General features: G+C 62.4%; 15 protein-coding genes and 2 pseudogenes. 15 read left to right on the top strand and 2 right to left on the bottom strand.

What is annotated here, in order from left to right; translation table 11 throughout:
• The first annotated feature begins 781 nt into the window (after positions 1–781).
• From J6U32_RS13640 to J6U32_RS13610, 7 genes are all read left to right on the top strand, one after another.
• Positions 782–1,249: an MspA family porin gene (locus J6U32_RS13640; RefSeq protein ID WP_348273376.1), complete on the top strand. Its 468-nt coding sequence runs from the start codon at positions 782–784 to the stop codon at positions 1,247–1,249.
• Positions 1,250–1,351: 102 nt separating this feature from the next.
• A complete protein-coding gene (locus J6U32_RS27415; protein WP_244331948.1) occupies positions 1,352–1,723 on the top strand; it encodes a hypothetical protein in 372 nt (123 codons plus the stop codon).
• Between the two features lie 772 nt (positions 1,724–2,495).
• Positions 2,496–4,076 carry a hypothetical protein gene (locus J6U32_RS13630; protein ID WP_208790828.1) on the top strand — a complete coding sequence of 527 codons (1,581 nt, stop codon included), beginning with the start codon at positions 2,496–2,498 and terminating at the stop codon, positions 4,074–4,076.
• Complete coding sequence (locus J6U32_RS13625) at positions 4,073–4,477, top strand: hypothetical protein (protein WP_208790827.1); 405 nt, start codon at positions 4,073–4,075, stop codon at positions 4,475–4,477. Before J6U32_RS13630 ends, J6U32_RS13625 begins: the two co-directional genes overlap by 4 nt.
• 361 nt (positions 4,478–4,838) lie before the next feature.
• Positions 4,839–5,219 carry a DUF6188 family protein gene (locus J6U32_RS13620; RefSeq protein WP_208790826.1) on the top strand — a complete coding sequence of 127 codons (381 nt, stop codon included), beginning with the start codon at positions 4,839–4,841 and terminating at the stop codon, positions 5,217–5,219.
• Positions 5,220–5,509: 290 nt separating this feature from the next.
• Entirely contained in the window at positions 5,510–7,009 is a 1,500-nt protein-coding gene (locus J6U32_RS13615; RefSeq protein ID WP_425324130.1) for an IS1634 family transposase, read from the top strand.
• Positions 7,010–7,100: 91 nt separating this feature from the next.
• Positions 7,101–7,253, top strand: coding sequence for a hypothetical protein (locus J6U32_RS13610; RefSeq protein ID WP_244331946.1), 153 nt, complete (start codon positions 7,101–7,103; stop codon positions 7,251–7,253).
• A gap of 137 nt (positions 7,254–7,390) precedes the next feature.
• On the opposite strand, the gene J6U32_RS13605 is transcribed toward J6U32_RS13610, so the two are convergent.
• On the bottom strand, positions 7,391–7,723 hold the full coding sequence (locus J6U32_RS13605; RefSeq protein WP_208790825.1) for a hypothetical protein: 333 nt from the start codon (positions 7,721–7,723) through the stop codon (positions 7,391–7,393).
• Positions 7,724–7,929: 206 nt separating this feature from the next.
• Here J6U32_RS13605 and istA point away from each other — a divergent pair.
• From istA to J6U32_RS13580, 5 genes and pseudogenes are all read left to right on the top strand, one after another.
• Positions 7,930–9,396: pseudogene (gene istA, locus J6U32_RS13600) on the top strand (IS21 family transposase); the annotation flags it as partial.
• A gap of 52 nt (positions 9,397–9,448) precedes the next feature.
• A pseudogene (gene istB / locus J6U32_RS13595) lies at positions 9,449–10,221 on the top strand (IS21-like element helper ATPase IstB).
• Positions 10,222–11,386: 1,165 nt separating this feature from the next.
• Positions 11,387–12,100, top strand: coding sequence for a hypothetical protein (locus J6U32_RS13590; protein ID WP_208790824.1), 714 nt, complete (start codon positions 11,387–11,389; stop codon positions 12,098–12,100).
• 410 nt (positions 12,101–12,510) lie between these two features.
• Complete coding sequence (locus J6U32_RS13585; RefSeq protein WP_208795887.1) at positions 12,511–12,894, top strand: hypothetical protein; 384 nt, start codon at positions 12,511–12,513, stop codon at positions 12,892–12,894.
• Positions 12,895–12,988: 94 nt separating this feature from the next.
• The gene (locus J6U32_RS13580; protein ID WP_208795886.1) at positions 12,989–14,299 is read left to right on the top strand and encodes an ISL3 family transposase; all 1,311 of its coding nucleotides are present in this window, start codon (positions 12,989–12,991) and stop codon (positions 14,297–14,299) included.
• A gap of 857 nt (positions 14,300–15,156) precedes the next feature.
• Here J6U32_RS13580 and J6U32_RS13575 read toward each other — a convergent pair.
• Positions 15,157–15,498, bottom strand: a complete 342-nt coding sequence (locus J6U32_RS13575) for a hypothetical protein (RefSeq protein ID WP_208795885.1) — start codon at positions 15,496–15,498, stop codon at positions 15,157–15,159.
• A 160-nt stretch (positions 15,499–15,658) separates the two neighbouring features.
• On the opposite strand from J6U32_RS13575, the gene J6U32_RS13570 reads away from it, so the two are divergent.
• The 3 genes from J6U32_RS13570 (at position 15,659) to J6U32_RS13560 (ending at position 18,314) form a co-directional block, all read left to right on the top strand.
• Positions 15,659–16,009 (top strand): VOC family protein, encoded by a 351-nt coding sequence (locus J6U32_RS13570; protein WP_208795884.1) that lies wholly within the window; start codon positions 15,659–15,661, stop codon positions 16,007–16,009.
• Between the two features lie 170 nt (positions 16,010–16,179).
• Positions 16,180–16,533, top strand: coding sequence for a hypothetical protein (locus J6U32_RS13565; RefSeq protein ID WP_208795883.1), 354 nt, complete (start codon positions 16,180–16,182; stop codon positions 16,531–16,533).
• Entirely contained in the window at positions 16,533–18,314 is a 1,782-nt protein-coding gene (locus J6U32_RS13560) for an alpha/beta hydrolase (RefSeq protein WP_208795882.1), read from the top strand. Before J6U32_RS13565 ends, J6U32_RS13560 begins: the two co-directional genes overlap by 1 nt.
• Positions 18,315–18,503 lie beyond the last annotated feature (189 nt).

The following is an 18,503-nucleotide window of genomic DNA, read 5'->3' as shown; positions in this document are numbered from 1 at the left end:
GTGGTCCACTTCAAAGAGGCGAGAACATTGATGTCACGATGTACCCCTCCCTGAAGGTAGCGCCGGGCGCAGTGCTGCCTCGTGCAGAAGCCCCTAGATGTATGAACAACCGGCAGAGCGGTTAGTTGCCGTCAACGATCCAGGCCTCGAGTCGGCGCAGCCCAAGGTATCCGAAGCTCCACTTCCAGAATGGTGTGCACGCCGCCCCGTCCGCGAGCGCGGCAGGCGTGCACGGGTGCTCTTGGCTACGGAAGCAGACGTCGAGCTTCGACCTCGTCCGCGTCGGGAGGTGCTTGCGGCATGCACCTCCAAGCCCCAGTGTGGTGTGCACTTCTCGGCGAGCTTGATGTCTATTCTTGGAGCGTTTCCGCGGTCCCCGTTTTTGGGGGATTCTTTCCGGTCCGGAATTTATCGCTCACCGCCCCTACCTGCACGGTTGCGAAATCAATTAAAGTGATGTCGATCTTTAGGTTGCCGAATCCTGTGAGACGTGGATGCATATTCGCGAACTGTTCAGAATCTGGCATCGCGCATCCATGGCGGTGCACTGATGGGTGTGAGGGGTGGCGTCATGGTGAGCGATGGCAGTCATGTGCGGGGTCGATCAAGGACGACTGCGCGCCGTCGAATGCTGACGGGCGTGTGTGCGGCGCTTGCGGTGGCCGCGTCTGTGATCGGGGCGGGTGCATCTGGTGCTGCACCGAGTTCGTTTGCTGATCAGCAGACGACCAAACGCACGGATGACGGGTGGGTCGTCTCGGCGATCAAGTCCCACGAGCAGGTGCGCTCAGTGCCGCCGCTTAATCGATCACCGTGGACAAGAGAAGGATTTCTGAGTCTGAAGGGTGAGGGTGTGATCGCCGGGTCGGGTTCGGTGCCGGTGCAGTCTGGGACGGTGGCGGCTGGTTTTCAGATCGGCTGCAACACCGACGTCACCTCCGGCGCCACGGTCGGGATCTCGGGTGGGCCGTCGGCGCAGATGAACATTTCGTATCCGCCGGCGGTGGTGATCGGTGCGACGGTCACCCCGAACATCTCCACGACGTTGCGGCCGGGCACGATCGCCGATATTCCGTTCGGCAGCAAGAAGATGCAGACCGGGAAAGCCGGCATCACCGTCGACGGCGTGCATGTGAAGGTCGACGGCTGTCTGGGGCCGGTCGCCCTGCGCGCGTACGTCACCGTCAGTGTGTCAACAGCGTTGAACGACAACACGATCAACGTGTACGGCAAACCCCACTATCTCTGACCAATTGGCCTGGCCGGCCGCCACGTGTGATCGGTCGGTGCGTTCGACGACGTCCCGTCAACTACAGCATCCAGATTCGTCTCCTGAAGGATCGTGACTCCCATGACTGCTCCTACTTCGTCCGTTCCGGGTGGCGCGCATCGCCTCGACGCCGATGCCGTGACCACCGAGTTCCCCACGACACCGAGCGGCGGTGATCTCTCGCCCGATGACCGTGACGCCTCTACTGCGCCGAACGACGCTCACGACACCGGTGGTGGGCTGCCGGTGCTGAAGGTGGTGTTGTTCCTCGTCGGCTGCGTGCTCTTGGTGCTGGCGGCGGCGAACCTGTCGAATCTTGGGGAGTGGTCGGACCGGTGGGGTGTGATCCCGGTATTCCTGGTGTTCTTTCTGGTGATGTCGATTGCCGGACGCTGGTTCTGGGCCGGTGCGGACGCGATCCTCGGAGCCCTGATGTGGGGCAAGGCCAAATGACTGACAGAGACCATCAACGTCGCCCGGCAGCCGTCGGAGAGTCGGTGATGTCGAAGCCTCGTCGGGGCCGTCATCGGCTGCCGCGCCGTCGGCGTCTCGGCGCCGGGCTGCTGGCTGCTGCGGTGTTGGCGATCGGTGGCGGCGTCACGGTGGCCGCACTCGGTAGCGATCCGGCTCCGGCGCACGCGGATGCGTTGTGTGATCAGATGCGCGCTCAGTACGGCTCGAACTGGCCGTGTATCTCGGTGCCCACCAACACCTTCCAACCGACCACGAACGCCCCGGCACCCACGACCGGGGGCAATGGTGCGGGATCGGGTGGGCCACAGGTCGGTTCCAACATCGGGCCCGGTCCGGGTGAAGGTAACGGCACACCGATCGTGACCGTGCCCGGGCAAGCCATCCCACAACCACCAGCAGGCACTGGGAACGGCGGGTCGGGACCAACCACACCGAACACTGGCGGCGTCCGGCCGTCAGCGCCGCAACCGGTACCCCGGGCGACACCACCGGGCAGATACCGGTGGTGCCCTCTGCCGCTGCTCCTGCGGTGACGACGGTACCGGATGCAGAGTCGGCGAACCCTGAACCAGGTACTCCGCCTCATGCTCTGGATTCCGGCTCGAAGCAGCCGGAGATTCCGCTCGCGGCGTGGGTCGTGGCGGGTGCGGCGGCATTCGCCGCGGCGAATCCACGGGTACGGCGCGCAGCGTCCGCTGGTGGGCTGCGGAGTTGGTCGTTGTTGCGGCGGGGCGGCTCGGAACGGGCGACGGTGGATCCGTCGCAGCTGGTGTTGATCAACGATCCGAGCAGCCCGAAAAGCTACGTGTTCCATGAAGACGTCCCACCGGGTGGGCATATCGGGGTGAATCCGGACGGGTCGGCGACCGTCTACGACGCCACCGGAAAACCGGTGCGTCAGATCGCAAAACCGTGGGCGTTTGATGCTGCCGGGCGGCCACAGAAGACCTGGTACACCGTCGATGAGAACGGTGACCTGGTCCAGCACGTTGAACCCGCGCCGAACGCGCTGTATCCGCTTGTCGGAGATCCGGCTGTTACCGACGCAGGAGCCAGCGGGGGCGCTGGGTCCGGGCAGTCGGCGGTGTCGTCGTTGAAGAGTGATTCGGGGATGAAGGCGTCTCCGAGCGGTAGCTGGGGTGGCGATCCGGGATTCTCGTCGGGCGCGGCGTCCAATTCGGGTGGTGACCCGGGATTCTCTGCTGGCGGCCGCGACGGCCTGCAAGACGGCGGCAACGACGACTCGCAGCACGGATCGGGCAGCGGTGGTGGTGGTGCTACCGGCGGCGACTCGGGATGTGAACCCGGCGACTGTGTCGGCGGAGGATCGGATACGCCCGCTCCCGCGCCGGCACCGACTCCTGACCCGCCGTCGAACACTTTCACTCCAGCACCCACCGCGCCGGAAGAAAGTACCGGCGGTGGGACCGACAGCCAAGGCGGCAGTGGCACAGCAGACACCGGCAGCGAAACCGGTGGCGGTGGCGGCTCGACATCGAGCGGTGGCGCTAGTGGTGCGGGTGGTGGCGGCTCAAGCGGTGACACCACCAGCACCACCGGGGACGGCACTGATCAGGTTCAGCCGATCGACTGGACGGTCCCTGACCGCGGCGATGGTGGCATCTTCAGCGGCGGCATTTTCGGCTGGTGGGCAGCAGTCCAGAACAGCATGGCCGGACTACTGCAATCGTTTTTCGAGTTCATCGCCGCGATCATGCAGTGGCTCAAGAACCTACCCGTGGCAATCATGACGTGGCTGCTATCCCAAGCCATCAACGGCGCCGAAGCCTTCCGCCACGCGCTGCAATGGCTATGGGACCAACTACACATCGATAACAACAACTCGCCCGCGACGCCCAACAACCCGCCGACGAATCAGACGCCCTCGCCGCCTCCGGCAACCACGGAGAAGCCTGGAGAAAACGCTGCACCCGGGACAAATTCCCCGCAGTCGGGAACGCAGTCTCCGACAACGGACCCGGCACAAGGCGGGAACCAGAACGCCGCCCAGAAGCCGCCAGCTATCCATCCCCGCGTTAGCAACAGAAAACTGCAAAACAACATCGATGAGCTATACAGGGGCGCAAAAGACCCTAATAGGGTCGGAGACGGCACGACATTTGATGCAGTAGAATGGGAACAGCAGCATCCAGGACAGACAGTTGGCGGCAAATCTCATACACTTAAGCTTCAGGAAAGGGTTAATTCCATAAATAAGATTCTTAACACGGACAAGACGCTTTCTCAGAATGACCGTGACGTTGCAAACTCCCTGCTCGACAGGGCTGAGAAGCTAGGAATCAAGCCAAATATACCAAGGGCGCCTCGATGACCGACAATGACGATTACGCCGAGCAGCTAGAATTTGTTGAAGAAATGGCCCGCCGGTTCAGGCCGATTCATGATGCATTTCTCGATCGAAAGGAAGAGTTCGAAGAAGACGGCCTCGATCCGCCAGTTCACATGATTCTTGCAGACACCGCCTCCTGGATCGACAGGAACGTTGAGACTGATCCGGCAGGTGTATCCGAAATGCTTTCAGCTTTCGATTATGCGTATTCCAAGAACGACCTAACCATCCGCGCGTTAATCGGCATGGGTTTAGTCGAGAGCCTACCGCGAACGTGGAGCGAGCGAGGTCAGAAAGTGTGGGAACTCGCCGGACAAAACATCAAGAAACTCATTGACGTGTGTTCTAAGAATGGGGCTGTCTTTGAGAAGGACCTGTACTGAGTTGCGATGATCCAGACACGCGTTCCTGATGGCGACAAGCGCGCTGGAACTTTGGGAGAGTGAACGGGCCATATCGACTACCAACGCGCACTTCCTGGCAGTTGCCGCTACCGCCATTTCCTGTAAGCGCAGACTAATGGGAGTAGTGTAAGGGCCGACCGCGCACTGGAAACCAAGTCTCGAGTCCTGGCCGGATGGAAAGCCATGCCACCAATATCAGTCCCGTAAACTGGAAATATGTGCGGATCTTTAATGGGCATGGCCAGCCGATTGACCTCGACGGTAAACCCTCTGGCAACCCCCAGACACATATTCCCATCAAGCCCGACGGGTCATTCCCACTGCCGAAAGGGTGGAAACCATGAGCGTAGCCATGCCACTTCCGCTGGCTGGCGACAAGGTTATCGATATTGACGGCGGCTACACCATTATTCTAAGAACGAACAACCACAATTTCCTCACCCTTGAGGACCCCATGGTCTGTGTCACTAACGCGGGCGAAAGATTCGTTGTTGATCCACGAGAGGGGTCTCCGCGCGTTGAATTGCTATTACCGTTGATGGAGAGTCCGATTACTTCGGCGGCCGACACCGAGGAATATCAGCTGACTATTCTACTCGATAGTGGGTTCTCCTTCTTTGTCGAACCAAATCACGATGGATATGAATCGTGGAATGCGCGGTACGGCGACCACATAATTGTGGCAATGTGGGAGCCAGACTTGGGTAGAAAACTGCGGTAACTCCAATTGCGGTTCGCGCATGGGCCCGGGAAACACCTCCTCCTAATGGCGCGAGTTTGAAGTTGTTGGACGGTTGGCTTTTTCCAGGATCTGTTCGGCGGTTTCGGTCCAGACGAATGGGCGGGCTCTGGGGTTCCATCCGTCGATGGACGCGCGGATTTTGGTGTTGAGGTCTGTGACGGAGGTGACCTGACTTGGCTCATTTTTCGCGATTCCGGTGTTCGCGGGTCTGTGACCTGCGGTGTTGGGTTGTGGAGTGGACACTAACGGTGGGGTTTTAGGCTGCTGGGGTGGCGTTTGTGCGGACGGTGACGACCAAGTCGGGGGCGACTGCTGTGCAGATCGTGTACTCGCATCGTGGTGGGTCGCGTCAGATCGAGCACATCGGGTCGGGACACACTGATGCCGAGGTCGCAGCGTTGAAGGCGGTCGCGGCGCAGCGTCTGGCCGCGGGCCAGCAGCAGCTCGACCTCGGTGTACTCGCTGCTGATGGTGCGGGGCCCTTACCGATCACCAGCTCACGGATGGCGGTGCTGCTGGATGCGGTGACCGCGGTTTACGACGAACTCGGCTTCGGAAAGATCCCGAACGCCGACCGTGTGTTTCGGGATCTCGTGACCGCTCGGATCATCGAGCCGACCAGTAAACTCGACTCGTTGCGGGTCCTGTCCGAGGCCGGAGTCGCTGCTCCCTCGTATGCGACTGTCAAACGTCACCTGCGCACCTATGCCGAACCGTCGTGGCGACATGCGTTAGCGAAAACCTGTGCTGCTCACGCGAATATAGGGCCAGCGACGCTGTGCTTGTACGATGTGACGACGTTGTACTTCGAGACCGACATCGCCGACGGGTTCCGCGAACCCGGGTTCTCGAAAGAACGTCGGCTGGAACCACAGATCACGGTCGGGTTGCTCACCGATGCCGCCGGTTTCCCGTTGATGATGGAAGCGTTCGAGGGCAACCGAGCCGAGACGCTGACGATGATGCCGCCACTGACCGCGTTCATGACCGCCCACTCGCTGGTGGATGTGACCGTGGTCGCCGATGCCGGGATGATCTCGGCGGCCAACATGGCGGCCATCGAGAACGCCGACCTGTCGTTCATCCTGGGTGAGAAGATTCCTACCATTCCGTACCAGATCATGAAGTGGCACAAAGACAATCCCGATACGATCCCGCCAGACGGGTTGACGTTGACCCAGCCGCAGCCGGCGACCTCGAAAACCAGTTACCGGCGTCATCGGGTGATCTACTACCGCTACAGCGCCGATCGCGCACGCCGGAGCCTGCGCGGGATCAACGAGCAGATCGCCAAGGCCGAGAAAGCCGTGGCCGGGCAGATCCCGGTCAAACGGAACCGGTTCGTCACCCTGCAAGGCGGTGACAAACACGTCAACCGCGCCCTGGAAACCAGGGCCCGAACCCTGGCCGGGTGGAAAGCCTATGCCACCAATATCAGTTCCCCGACACCAGATTTCGTGATCGGCTCCTACCATCAGTTGTGGCGGATCGAGAAAAGCTTCCGCATGTCCAAAAGTGATCTGGCCGCCCGCCCGATCTTCCACCACCTCGAAGACTCGATCCGCGCACACCTGACGATCGTGTTCGCCGCACTGGCCATCACCCGAATCATCGAAACCCGCACCGGCTGGTCGATCAAGAAGTTCGTCACCACCGCCCGCCGCTACCGCACCATCACCATCCAAGCCGCCGGCCATACCCTCACCGCCGCCGACCCCCTACCCGCCGACCTCGCAGACGCCATCACCGCCATCAGCAGTGGACACTAAAATGCGCCAAGTCAGGTCCATCCGTCGATGGACGCGCGGATTTTGGTGTTGAGGTCTGTGACGGAGGTGAACACTCCGTGGCCTGTTCCTGGTGCTCGCCGGAGTGTTCGTCATCGAATTGCGCCACAGGCAGCAGACACTGCAGCAGAAATTCGACGCTGAGCTGCCGCTGTTGCACCCGATCGCCGAGCAGACCGGTTGGAACATCGACGATTCCAAGGCCATGGCGTGGATGCCGCGGTGACCCGACGGCGAAGTCGCCGCAGCGCAGACACCGCCACGCCCGTCCGGCAGCGGTGTCAACGGAATGTGGCACCTCTCCATCTGCCCAATCGAGGCAATGTGAAAACCTACAGCGAACTCGGCTACTGAGTTCATAATCTATCGTCGTCGTAGATCGACTCCGGCATTGCGTAGACTACGTGCGACCGTGCTGCCCGCGACACCGTACTTGCGCCCCAGCGCGTTGGCCGAGTTACCTGAATGGTAGTCGGCGATGAGTTGTTCGAGTTGATCTTCCTCGAATGATCTCACTGGTCTGGTCTGGTGTCCGCTGCGCTGGATATGCCGGGTCACGGTCATGCGGTGGATGCCGTACTTGGTGGCAAGATCACGAGCGGTCGCTCCGTCCTGGTACTCGCTGACCAGCGACTCGACTTCGTGGGGTGTGAGCTTGCGGAGTTGGCGACTGCTCTGACAGATGTCGGCGGACATGAAAAACTGCCCATGGGCGGTCACGAAAGTGCCCGCTGACGGCCAATAAGGACTGCCCACCCGCGGTCAGGAAAGTGCCCGTTGGCGGACACGATGTTGCCCACTTCTGTCGTATCCATCCGGCGCGTCTGCGCTGTGGGGGTCTCTCCCGTGGTTTCGATGTCGATGCCTAGTCGAATCGAACGAGCTCACGGGAGAGACCCACCTTGAAGTCTGACGGAGAACTCATGGAGATACTCAATGCCTACGACCTGACGGGGTCGTATCGGGCTGCGGCGTCCTTGTGCGGGTGCAGCCATCACACAGTGAAACGGGCGGTCGCTGACCGTGCCGCGGGTCTGGCGCCGGCGGTGCGCCGGGCCCGGCTGATCGATGACTACCTGCCGCAGATCGAGCGATGGGTGATCACATCGAAAGGCAAGATCCGCGCCGACAAGGCTCACGAGAAACTCGTCGCGCTGGGTTTCACCGGCACCGAACGTACCACCCGGCGTGCGGTTGCGGAAGTCAAAACCCAATGGCGACTGGGCAATACACGGGTCCACCGCCCGTGGATCACCGAACCAGGGTTGTGGCTGCAGTACGACTTCGGCGACGGGCCCCTCGTCGATGGCCGCAAGGTGGTGCTGTTGGTGGCGTGGCTGGCGTGGTGCCGGTTCCGGGTGGTCATCGCGTTGCACGACCGGACCGCGCCGAGTGTGTTTGCCGGCCTGGACCGCGTGTTCCGGATCATCGGTGGCGCACCGACGTATGTGTTGACCGACAACGAGAAAACCGTCACCACCGGGCATGTGGCCGGAGTACCGGTCCGCAACCGTGACGCGGTCACCTTCGGCCGGTTCTACGGGGTCAGCGTGCTCACCTGCGAGCCGGCCGACCCCGCCTCCAAAGGTGGTGTGGAAAACGCCGTGAAACTCGCCAAAGCCGATATCGTGCCGACCGCCACGAACCTGCTCGAGGCCTACGACACCTTCGCCGAGGTTGAGGTGGCGTGTGCGCAGTTCATGAGCGAGATCAACGACCGTGAGCATCGGGTGACCGGCCGGCGTCCGGTCGAGATGCTCGCCGAGGAACGACTCCGGTTGCATCCGATCCCCGAGATACCGCACACCGCCGGGTTGGGGGTGACTCGCCAGGTGCCCGCGAATACCCCGATGATCACTTTCGAGTATTGCCAATACTCTTTTCCTGCAACATTGTTGGGGCAGACGGTGTGGGTGCGTCACCATCCCGGCACCGGTGAGGTCGTCGTGTGTGCGCTCGATACCGGTGGGCCGGTGGAGGTGGCCCGCCATGGACGGGCCACCCGCGGCACCCCGGCGATCGACGACAGTCATTTCCCCGGCCATCAGCCGAAGATGCCGGGCGACTACCGGATTCGGACACGCAGTGCTGGCAAGCATGCGTTCCTGGCGATCGGCGAGGGCGCCGGACTGTGGTTGAAAGAGGCGGCCGCGGTGGGTACTGAACGGATGTATCAGAAGATGGCTCACGCGGTGGAGTTGGCGGCCCTGCACGGCCGCGCCGATGTGGACTGGGCACTCGGGCATGCCGCGGTGCACGGCCGGTTCGCCACCGGTGACCTCGACTCGGTCCTGGCCAGCAAAGGGATGGACCCCACCCGCCACCACGCGTCGGAAGATACCTCGCTGGCCCAGGGAACAAAGAGCTGGACATGTTGGGCGCCAACAGTGCCGACGACACCGACAACGAGGAGCAGCAGCGATGACCGCACCCGTCACCTCGTCGCTGCCGGCCGAGGTCGAAGCATTGATGAAACAACTCCGGCTACCACACGCCCGCGCGATCGCCGCCGACGTGCTCGCCACCGCCCGCGCTCAACGCTGGGACCCCGCCGAGGTCATCAAAGCCCTGTTGACCGAGGAATCCGCCGGCCGCGCCCGCTCCATGCTGGCCTCTCGGCGTAAGGCGGCGAACTTCCCCACCGGCAAGACGTTTGACGTGTGGGACGAGTCGGCGTCGTCGATCCCGATCCCCACCCAGCACGCCCTGCAAACCCTCGAATGGGTCAGTCGCCGAGAGAATCTCGTCGTGTGTGGGCCCTCCGGCACCGGTAAGACGTTCTTCCTCGAAGCGCTCGGGCAAAAGTGATCGAAGCCGGCATGCCGGTGGCCTGGTTCAGTCTCGAACACCTCGGCATGCTCGTGCGCGCCCACCGTGCCGATGACACCCTCGGCAAAGCAGTGGCCAAGATAGTTCGCGCCGAGCTCATCGTCATCGATGACGTGGGCCTGTTGCCCGTGGGCACCGATGCCGCCGAGGGACTCTACCGGATCGTCGAAGCCGCCTACGAACGCAAATCGGTGGCCGTGTCGTCGAACCTGCACCCCTCCGGATTCGACGAGCTGATGCCCAAAACACTGGCGACGGCAACCGTGGACCGGCTGCTGCACCACGCCCACCTCTGCCAGACCAACGGCGACTCCGTACGCCTGGCCCAAGCACTCGCCGGGAAAGGAGTCACCACCTTGACCTAACCCCACCCCCGGCAGCGGACCAGCGGGCAGATTCATGTCCGCCACCGGGCACCCCCTCGTAACCGCCCACGGGCAGTCTTCATGACCGCCGGTGGGCAGTTCCCGCTGTCCCTTGACAGACGGGTAGACGCCTCTACGGGCGGTCCCTCCACCGTCCGACCCGGCAGGTGCGCCTTACGTGAAAGGGCGTCGAACCCGGTCGGCGGGTTTGAAAGAGATCCACGGAGGCGCACTGTGACATAGTTGCCGGCCTCCGGCCGGTGTGCGCCTCCTGTGTTTGAAAGAGATTCATGCAGGCGCACTCTGACATCCTTGCTGGTCTCCAGGTCCATGTGCGTTTCTTGTACTGGAGACGAGCATGCATGCTCCTCTATCGGTACCGCTTATTCTCAACTGTTTCGTCGTTGTCGCTGCGGTCCGCCTTTCCTTGTACGTCTCAGGTCTCCGGTTGGACTGTGTGGCCGTGACCAGGCTTCACTTCGCGGCTTGGCTTCGCGTCAGAGGATGGGGTCCTTCCCGATCGGATCGAAGCGTGTTGGATTCGGTGGGCTGATTCTCGGATCATTCCTGGGCCGGTCAGCAGGGTCGACCTTCGTCGATGCCGAGCGGGGTGCTGTGAGGTCGCCGGTGAGGCTGCAGGGTCGACGTGTTTCGCAATGCGGGCTGTCTACTCCACACGGCTCGTGGCGGGGCCGATCATAGGTGGCTCACTCCGCGTATCCCAGGTGATCGGCGGCCAGCGGGCTCACTGTGGGTCCTGCCACCCTTGCCCACCGATTCCGGTGTCCCCATTCGTGGGGATTGTTTCCGGTACGGAATTTCTCGCATGTTGCTGCGACCAGCACACTTGCCGGATCAAAGAAACCGATGGCGATCTTTAGGTTGCCGAATTCTGTCAGTCATGTTTGGGTATTCGAGAACAGTTCAGAATCTGGCATCACAGTTTTGTTGTGATGCACTGATGTGGTGGGGGCGGTGTCGTGGTGAGCGATGGCAGTCGGGCGTGAGGACGATCGGAGCTGACAGGCGTGTGTGCGGCGCTCGCTGTGGCCGCGTCGGTGATCGGGGCGGGTGTTGTCTGGTGCTGCACCGAGTTCGTTTGCTGATCAGCAGATCAGGAAACGCACGGACGAAAGGTGCCAACGTGACGAGAGGTGACACCGCAATGACCCACTACTTGCTTGACGGCCGGTTCGCGCCGATAACCTGGGCGATCGGATTCTTCAAAGCGCCTACTGCCACGGTAGCCGCTGCACTTGAAGACTGGCGAGTCGAAATCCACGGAAGACACAACGTCGAGTCCGTTGCCGTCGGCGGCGGTCTAAGTGCCATGCTCACCCACGTCGAACCCCTCGTCCGGGGCTACACTCCCCCTGAACTTCTCGTGCCCACACGCAACACCGAATGGACAGCATACTTCGCCGGAGGCTTCAGCGGCGCAGACGAGGCACCGATCGGTGGTCTCGCTCGGCGACTTCCGTGCGAGGCAGTTTCGTTCATGATGGTTCCGGAGCGGGAAGTGTCAAGACCGAAGCAACCCAACGGGGGCCGTTCCATTCTCCTGATCGCCGATCATGACACGGAATGGTTGAACTACGCCCGTTCAGTGGGAGTTGGCCAGGACGGAAACCGCTGGACTTTCGAGCAGCAAGGCGACCCGCTGCCCTTCGAGGATGTGTCTGCGTATCAGAGGCGCAGGGTGAAGGATCGTTTCACCGAGGAAATGCTCGTGGATTATGCTGCGAACCTCGGGCTGTATCCCATGGACGAACAGTTCTACAGTCAACAGGGCGTGTTGGTAAGAAGCCGATTAGAAGCCAAAGCCAGCGCATACTCCATGACTTTGGCGGAAGCCCGCGCGCATTTCGATCTGTCGTAGGAACGTGGGTACCTCTGTTGAAGACGGCCGCGGGTACCAGATGGCCCTGACAGTGAGAGGCTCACATGGAAGTGAATTGTGTCTTACCTCGACACGGCAACGTGACAAAGTATGCGTGAATTGAATAGTGATGAGTCTTTGCCGAGGAGACTTGACGAGTTCTGCGGCGGATACAGTCAGCGCCTGGTGTCGCTCGATGTTCTCTCATGGCTGCTGGAGGAAATTGTAATATCCCAAGACGATGGCAACCAAGCGAACGCTGAGGACCTGCGAGGGATTTGGTCGGAGATTGAGATAATCAACGCGCTTAGTTTGGAGTCTGGTAATTCTCCAAATGAGAGCGAAGTGGCCGAACTCCTCGAGTAATTTGGTACCGCCCTTAGGCTAGCAGATTCAAACATGACCGACCGATGATAATCGACCTATTACCTGAACAGCGTGACGCATTACTCTACCTCGCCGATCAACAAGGCGACGATGCAGTGTGCCAACAGATGAAGACAGTTGTTACTGTGGACGGGACACCGACGATGGCTCGCCTGAACGTGAAGCAGGGAGTCCCGCTCAGCCATCTTGCGGACGGACTGTGTTCCGGCGTACTAGGTGTTATTGACAGCTCAGGCCGACTAGTAGGCGAGTTGCTTCTATGGGTGGCGAACGGGCTGATCGACACCGTTGAGCAAACCTGGTACGGGGATTCACCACCTCTCCATCTGCCCGATCGAGGCAATGTGAAAACCGGCTCTTCAGGATTGACGGTGCGTGAAACAGGTTCTATCGACCACAAGATGTAGGCCGGATTTTCGGGTGTGAGCCGCGTGATGTGGGCGGGTCCTGTGGTGTGAAGATGAAAGCTCCTACACACTCATCCGAACACTCACAGGACCCATGACGCAGCGTAGCGCTATTGCCGACACGATTTGCCGCACCATCGAACTGGGCGTGACGATCACCGACGCCGCCGTCGACGGCGAGGATCGCACCCACCTGTTCTGCCAGCTCCTGGCCCCGAAGAACACCTGCCCGGCCTGCGGGCACGCAGGCCGGCTGCGTGATCACGTCGACCGCGAGGTCGCCGATCTGCCGATCGTCGGGCACCCGACCCGGCTGCACCTGACGGTGCCCCGCTATGTGTGCGCCACCAGCGACTGCGCGACGTCGATCTTCCGGGCTGACCTGACTGCGATCGTGGCACCGCGGGCGCAGGTCACCCGCCGCACCACCACCTGGATCATGCGGTCGATGATCTGCGACAAAATGAGCGTCACCGCGGCGGCGGCCGCGGTGGGGTTGAGCTGGAACACCGTCAACACTCTGGCGTGTGAGGCAGCCCGGACGCTGGCCGCCGCGCCCGCACGCCTGGCCGGCGTCCGCGTTCTCGGCGTGGATGAGCACAAGTGGAAACATGTTCGTGGCCAGGGGGAGTCGAGTTTCGTGACGGTGCTCGTCGACCTCACCCCGATCGTCGACGGGACCGGACCGGCACGGCTGGTGGATATGGTCGCCGGCCGCTCGAAAGCCGCGTTGAAGGACTGGCTCGACGCCCGCGATCAGGCGTTCCGGGATCGTATCCGGGTGGTCACGATGGACGGGTTCACCGGCTACCGCGCCGCGGCCGCGGAATCTCTGGACAAGGCGCGGGCGGTGATGGATCCGTTTCATGTGGTGCATCTGGCCGCGGAGAAACTCACCCTGTGTCGTCAACGCATACAACAGGATACGTGCGGACATCGGGGCCGATCCGGGGATCCGCTCTACGGCATCCGCCGGACCCTGCTGACCCGGATCGGGCTGCTCACCGACACACAGAAGACCCGCCTACGCACCGGTCTGGACGCCCGGGAGGAGCACGTGGCCGTGGCGGTCACCTACGCGATCTACCAGGAGTTGATCGACGCCTACGACCAGCCGAACAAGCGGGACGGGAAGATCGCGATGTACAAGCTACTCAAGAAGATCAACACCGGCCTACCCGCCGGTCTCGCCGAGGTAGCTCAACTCGGACGGTCGTTGTGGGCCCGACGTGCCGAGATCCTCGCCTACTTCGACACCGGCGCCTCCAACGGCCCAGTCGAAGCCATCAACGGACGCCTCGAACACCTCCGCGGTATCGCCCTCGGGTTCCGCAACCTCAACCACTACATCTTGCGGTCACTCATCCACTCCGGCCAACTCGCAGAACGCCTACACGCACTCTGAATTCGGAAGAGCCTGAAAACCTACAGCGAACTCGGCTACTGAGTTTGCTATCTATCGTCGTTGTAGATCAACTCCGGCAAGGGCCTGATTCACCAGCTCTCGCACCCGGGCAGGTCCGTGAGATTCCCGATCCCATTACACCCAACGGTCCACAAGGATACAACCCAAACTGCCCCTGGTGGAGCCAAATCCAGACATCAGCAGGTACGATCTGTCAATATCCGGTGTCAGAGTAATCCCGTCCGTTTCAGAAGAACCCAACGTATTCCTAATGCTACAAGGTGAAGCTCTCACGACCATTTCCGCTGCATCAGATACGATTGGATTTGGCAGCACAGGACAAACGGAGACCGCATGAAATTCTACAGGCTCCGTCCGGAGGTTCCGGCCAACTTCCGCGAAGGCACCTGGGATAATAGTTTCGATCCCCCCCCCCCCCCCCCGTGTCACTTCGGCAAAGTTGGGATTCGAGTTTCCGCTGCGCTCGGAGATCATCAAAGCACGTGGCGCTTACGTGGTAACTACCGAGCTGGCTGATGCGTTGCGGCGTACAGATTTCTCAGGTTTTAGGTTCGGGCCAGTGACGGAGACGGTGATCGAGTCGTGGTCGGAGTATGCCGATCAGATCGTTATTCCGCCATTGGAGTGTTTGATCGTCGTGGGTACTCCGTTGGTTGACGATTTCGGCTTACAGCGCCTCAACCGCCTTGTAGTTTCCGAACGTGCTGCCAGGTGGCTTGTTGCTCGGATCCGAATCTCCGGGAGTGTACGTCCGAACTCGATGACCAGGGCAAGGTCATCGACCTTGGACATCCGCTATCGGAGGACACCTCATAACTGAGGTGCGCTGTGGGGTGTCAGCGAAGTCCCACTCCGTGCTGCCGTAACGTTCGCGCGACTGTGCTACCCGCCACGCCGTACTTGCGTCCGAGCGCATTGGTCGAGTGGCCGGCACGGTAGTCGGCAATAAGCTCTTGGAGCTGATCTCCCTCGAACGATCGCACCGGTCTGGTCTGGTGTCCGCTGCGCTGTATATGACGGGTCACGGTCATGCGGTGGATGCCGTACATGGTGGCCAGATCACGAGCGGTCGCCCCGTCCTGGTACTCGCTGATCAGCGACTCGACCTCGTGGGGTGTGAGCTTGCGGAGTTGGCGACTGCCCTGACGGGTGGACGCCTCGACGGGTAGTCCCTTCACCGTCCGATCCGGCGGGTTTGCCTTACGCGGAAGGGCGTCGAACCCGTTCGGCGGGTTTGAAAGAGATCCACGGAGGCGCACTGTGACATCCCTTCCGGCCTCCGGCCGGTGTGCGCCCGCGGGAGCGGAACAGCGTCGGCCCCGTCCGCGTTGCCCCGAGATGACCGACGCCCCCTCCAACATCGTTGCCGCCCTTGCCCGCGTCCACGTCGACGATCTCGACGCGGCGCTGCCGTTGTATTGCGAGCTCACCGGCAACGAGCCACAGACTTTCGGATTTCGAGATATCCGCCTCGCCACGGTCGGCGCGTTCCTGCTGATCGAGGGCGGCGATGAGCAGGCGCGCTCACGGACCGCGACCGTCATCGTCCGCGACGTCGCGGTGGTGGAGCGCACCGTCGCCGACCTCGGAGGCACTGTCCTCGAGGGGCCCGCACCCGCACCCAACGGTCCACGGTTGATCGCCAGACATCCCGATGGTGCTGTTGTCGAGTACATCCAGTACGACTGACGCACCCGCACACCGGGTCGATCCAGCGGCAAGTTCCTTCGACGGCTATCGGCGCACCGCCCCATCACGTGTGCACAACCACCGTGAAGCATGGAACCGATCGGCCCCCTCGCCGCGTCCAATGCATCAGGTCGACCGACTCGACCGAACCACGACGCCGGAGGGGACCCATGACACCGTTCTCACATCTGCTGACGATGCTGCCCGACACCATCGAGCGCGTCTTAGCTGACGACGACTCACTGTTCGGCATAGACCCGGACGAGCTCGCCGGAATCTGCGCCGGTTGGCGAGAACGCGCCCGATTCATCGCCGACATTCCGTTCGACGGGTTGCATGTCGACGGACCACCGACCCGGGTCACCACAGCCCTGCGCTCACTGGCCGAACCCAGCCGCGCGGCCGCCGACTCGATCGCCGATCGCCTGCTGGCGATGAGCGTTGCGCTGCAGCAATTCAGCGCCGACGCACAGGCGAGCGACGCCGCGGCCGGACGCGCCTTCGACCTGTTGCCGCAACGCTGATGCGCCTCTCCATCTCCGCTGCCCGCGCCTGGCCCGTGGCCGACATCTCTGCGGCAGCAGACGCAGCCACCACTGCCGCGGGTGTTCTCGAGCAGGGACTCGACGTCGCGCTCGGCAGCGCACTTCGGCCAAGCGAGTGGCACGGCAAGACACATGACGCGGCCCTCGCCCGCCTGCGCCAGGAACACGATCACGCCTACGAGGTGCGAAATGTGTTGCAGCAGATCGCCGATGAAGCCGCCGATGCCCGCACAGACCTCGAGCAGGCACGCAGTGAGCTACTCGCCGCCGTCGACGAGGCGCGGCGGCTCGGTTTCACCGTCACCGACGAGGGCACGGTCTCCCATTCGCTGGCGACGAGATCAGCGGACGCCGCGGCGTTCCAGGCCTGGATCCAGCAGGGCCTTCGGGTTCTCGACGAGGTCGACGAACTCTACGGCACCAGACTCGACGATCTGCGCGCCGACCTCGCCTCGATGATCCTGGGCCAGCCGGACGTGACGGTGCCAGGTCTGGGCACCATGGACCCGGATGCGATGGTTCGGACCCTGAACTCGCTCGACGTCGACCAGCGGCGCACTCTGCTCGCCCAGACCGACGCCGACGATCTGCGGCGGCTCATCCAGGCCGACCCCGAGACCATGGGAAACCTGAACGGCGTTCCCTTCGAGATGCGCGGTGTCGCCAACGAGATCAGCATCCGCAACGCGCTGGCCGGCGAGATCCGCACGCACGGCGTCGACACCGACCGCGCACGAATGCTGCAGTCCTTTCTCGAGCAGCGCAAGGCGCCGTACTCGTCGGGCCAGGGCCACGCACCCAACGCCCCACTGACGGCACACACCGAGCGCGTGTTCGTCTCCTTCACCGACGGTGACAACCCACGGCTGGTCGAGATGGTCGGCGCGCTCACACCCACCACCCGCAACGCCACCGTCTACGTACCCGGTACCGGCACCAACGCGCGCGGCTACGGCGGTGGCAACTGGACAGCGGCCTACAACCTGGCGGAGCAGACGTGTGGTCCGGTGTTCATCTACCTCGACGGCGACTTTCCGCAAAACGTGGTCAACCCACCGCGGTTGCCGATCTCGACCAATCCCCTCGACCAGGTCAAGGCCTTGGCATCGGTCATCGACGACTCCGCCGTCGATCCGCAGTTCGCACTCGAGATGGCGCCGCGGCTGGTCGATTTCGGCCACGCCCTCGACGCCGAGATCGCCTCGATCGCGCCGTCGGCTACGACGACCTACCTCGGGCACTCCTACGGCGGGACCATCGTGGGAACCGCCGATCAGCTCGGATTGCGCGCCGACAACGTCATTCACGCGTCGTCGGCCGGAACCGGCGTACTGGGGGCGGCTGCGAACAGTCCAGGTGTGCACCGGTACACCATCACCGCACCCTTCGACCCCATCATGATGTCGCGCCTCATACCCGACAACACCCTCGGCGACAGCCCCGACCTGGCGGGCTACCAACCATTGCCCACCGGACGAGATGGCAACGGGGAGTGGCTGTTCGGACTGTCGGCGCACGGGTCGTACTTCAACGACCCCGAGTCGGACGCCTTCGCGGCGATGGTCGGGGTGATCACCGGGACACACCACACCAGCACTGAGACGCTCGCGGAGATCCTCGACAGGATCCGTGACGCGTCACAACCCACAATCGGCCCGGTGCCGCCGCTGCCCGGCAATGGCGGGCACGCGGGGCCACCGGGCACACCTCCCTCGCTCCCCACTCCTCTGATCCCCGATGTACCGCTGCGCACGTGGTGACTCGGGCCGGTCTGCGACGTACCCTCTTCGTCGGCGAAACACACAGCTGCTGTACAGGTTCCACTGACAGCGGGCTCTCAGCGACGAGGCAGCGCGGACGCAGCAACGGCTCCTAGTTTCATTTCTGTCGGCATCGACGCCGGCCATGACCGAAGGAGAACAACTCATGCCAGGACAGCCCCGTCAGTC

This window comes from Gordonia polyisoprenivorans (assembly GCF_017654315.1).
GTDB lineage: Bacteria > Actinomycetota > Actinomycetes > Mycobacteriales > Mycobacteriaceae > Gordonia > Gordonia polyisoprenivorans_A.
This window is presented reverse-complemented; position numbering and strand designations above follow the sequence as displayed.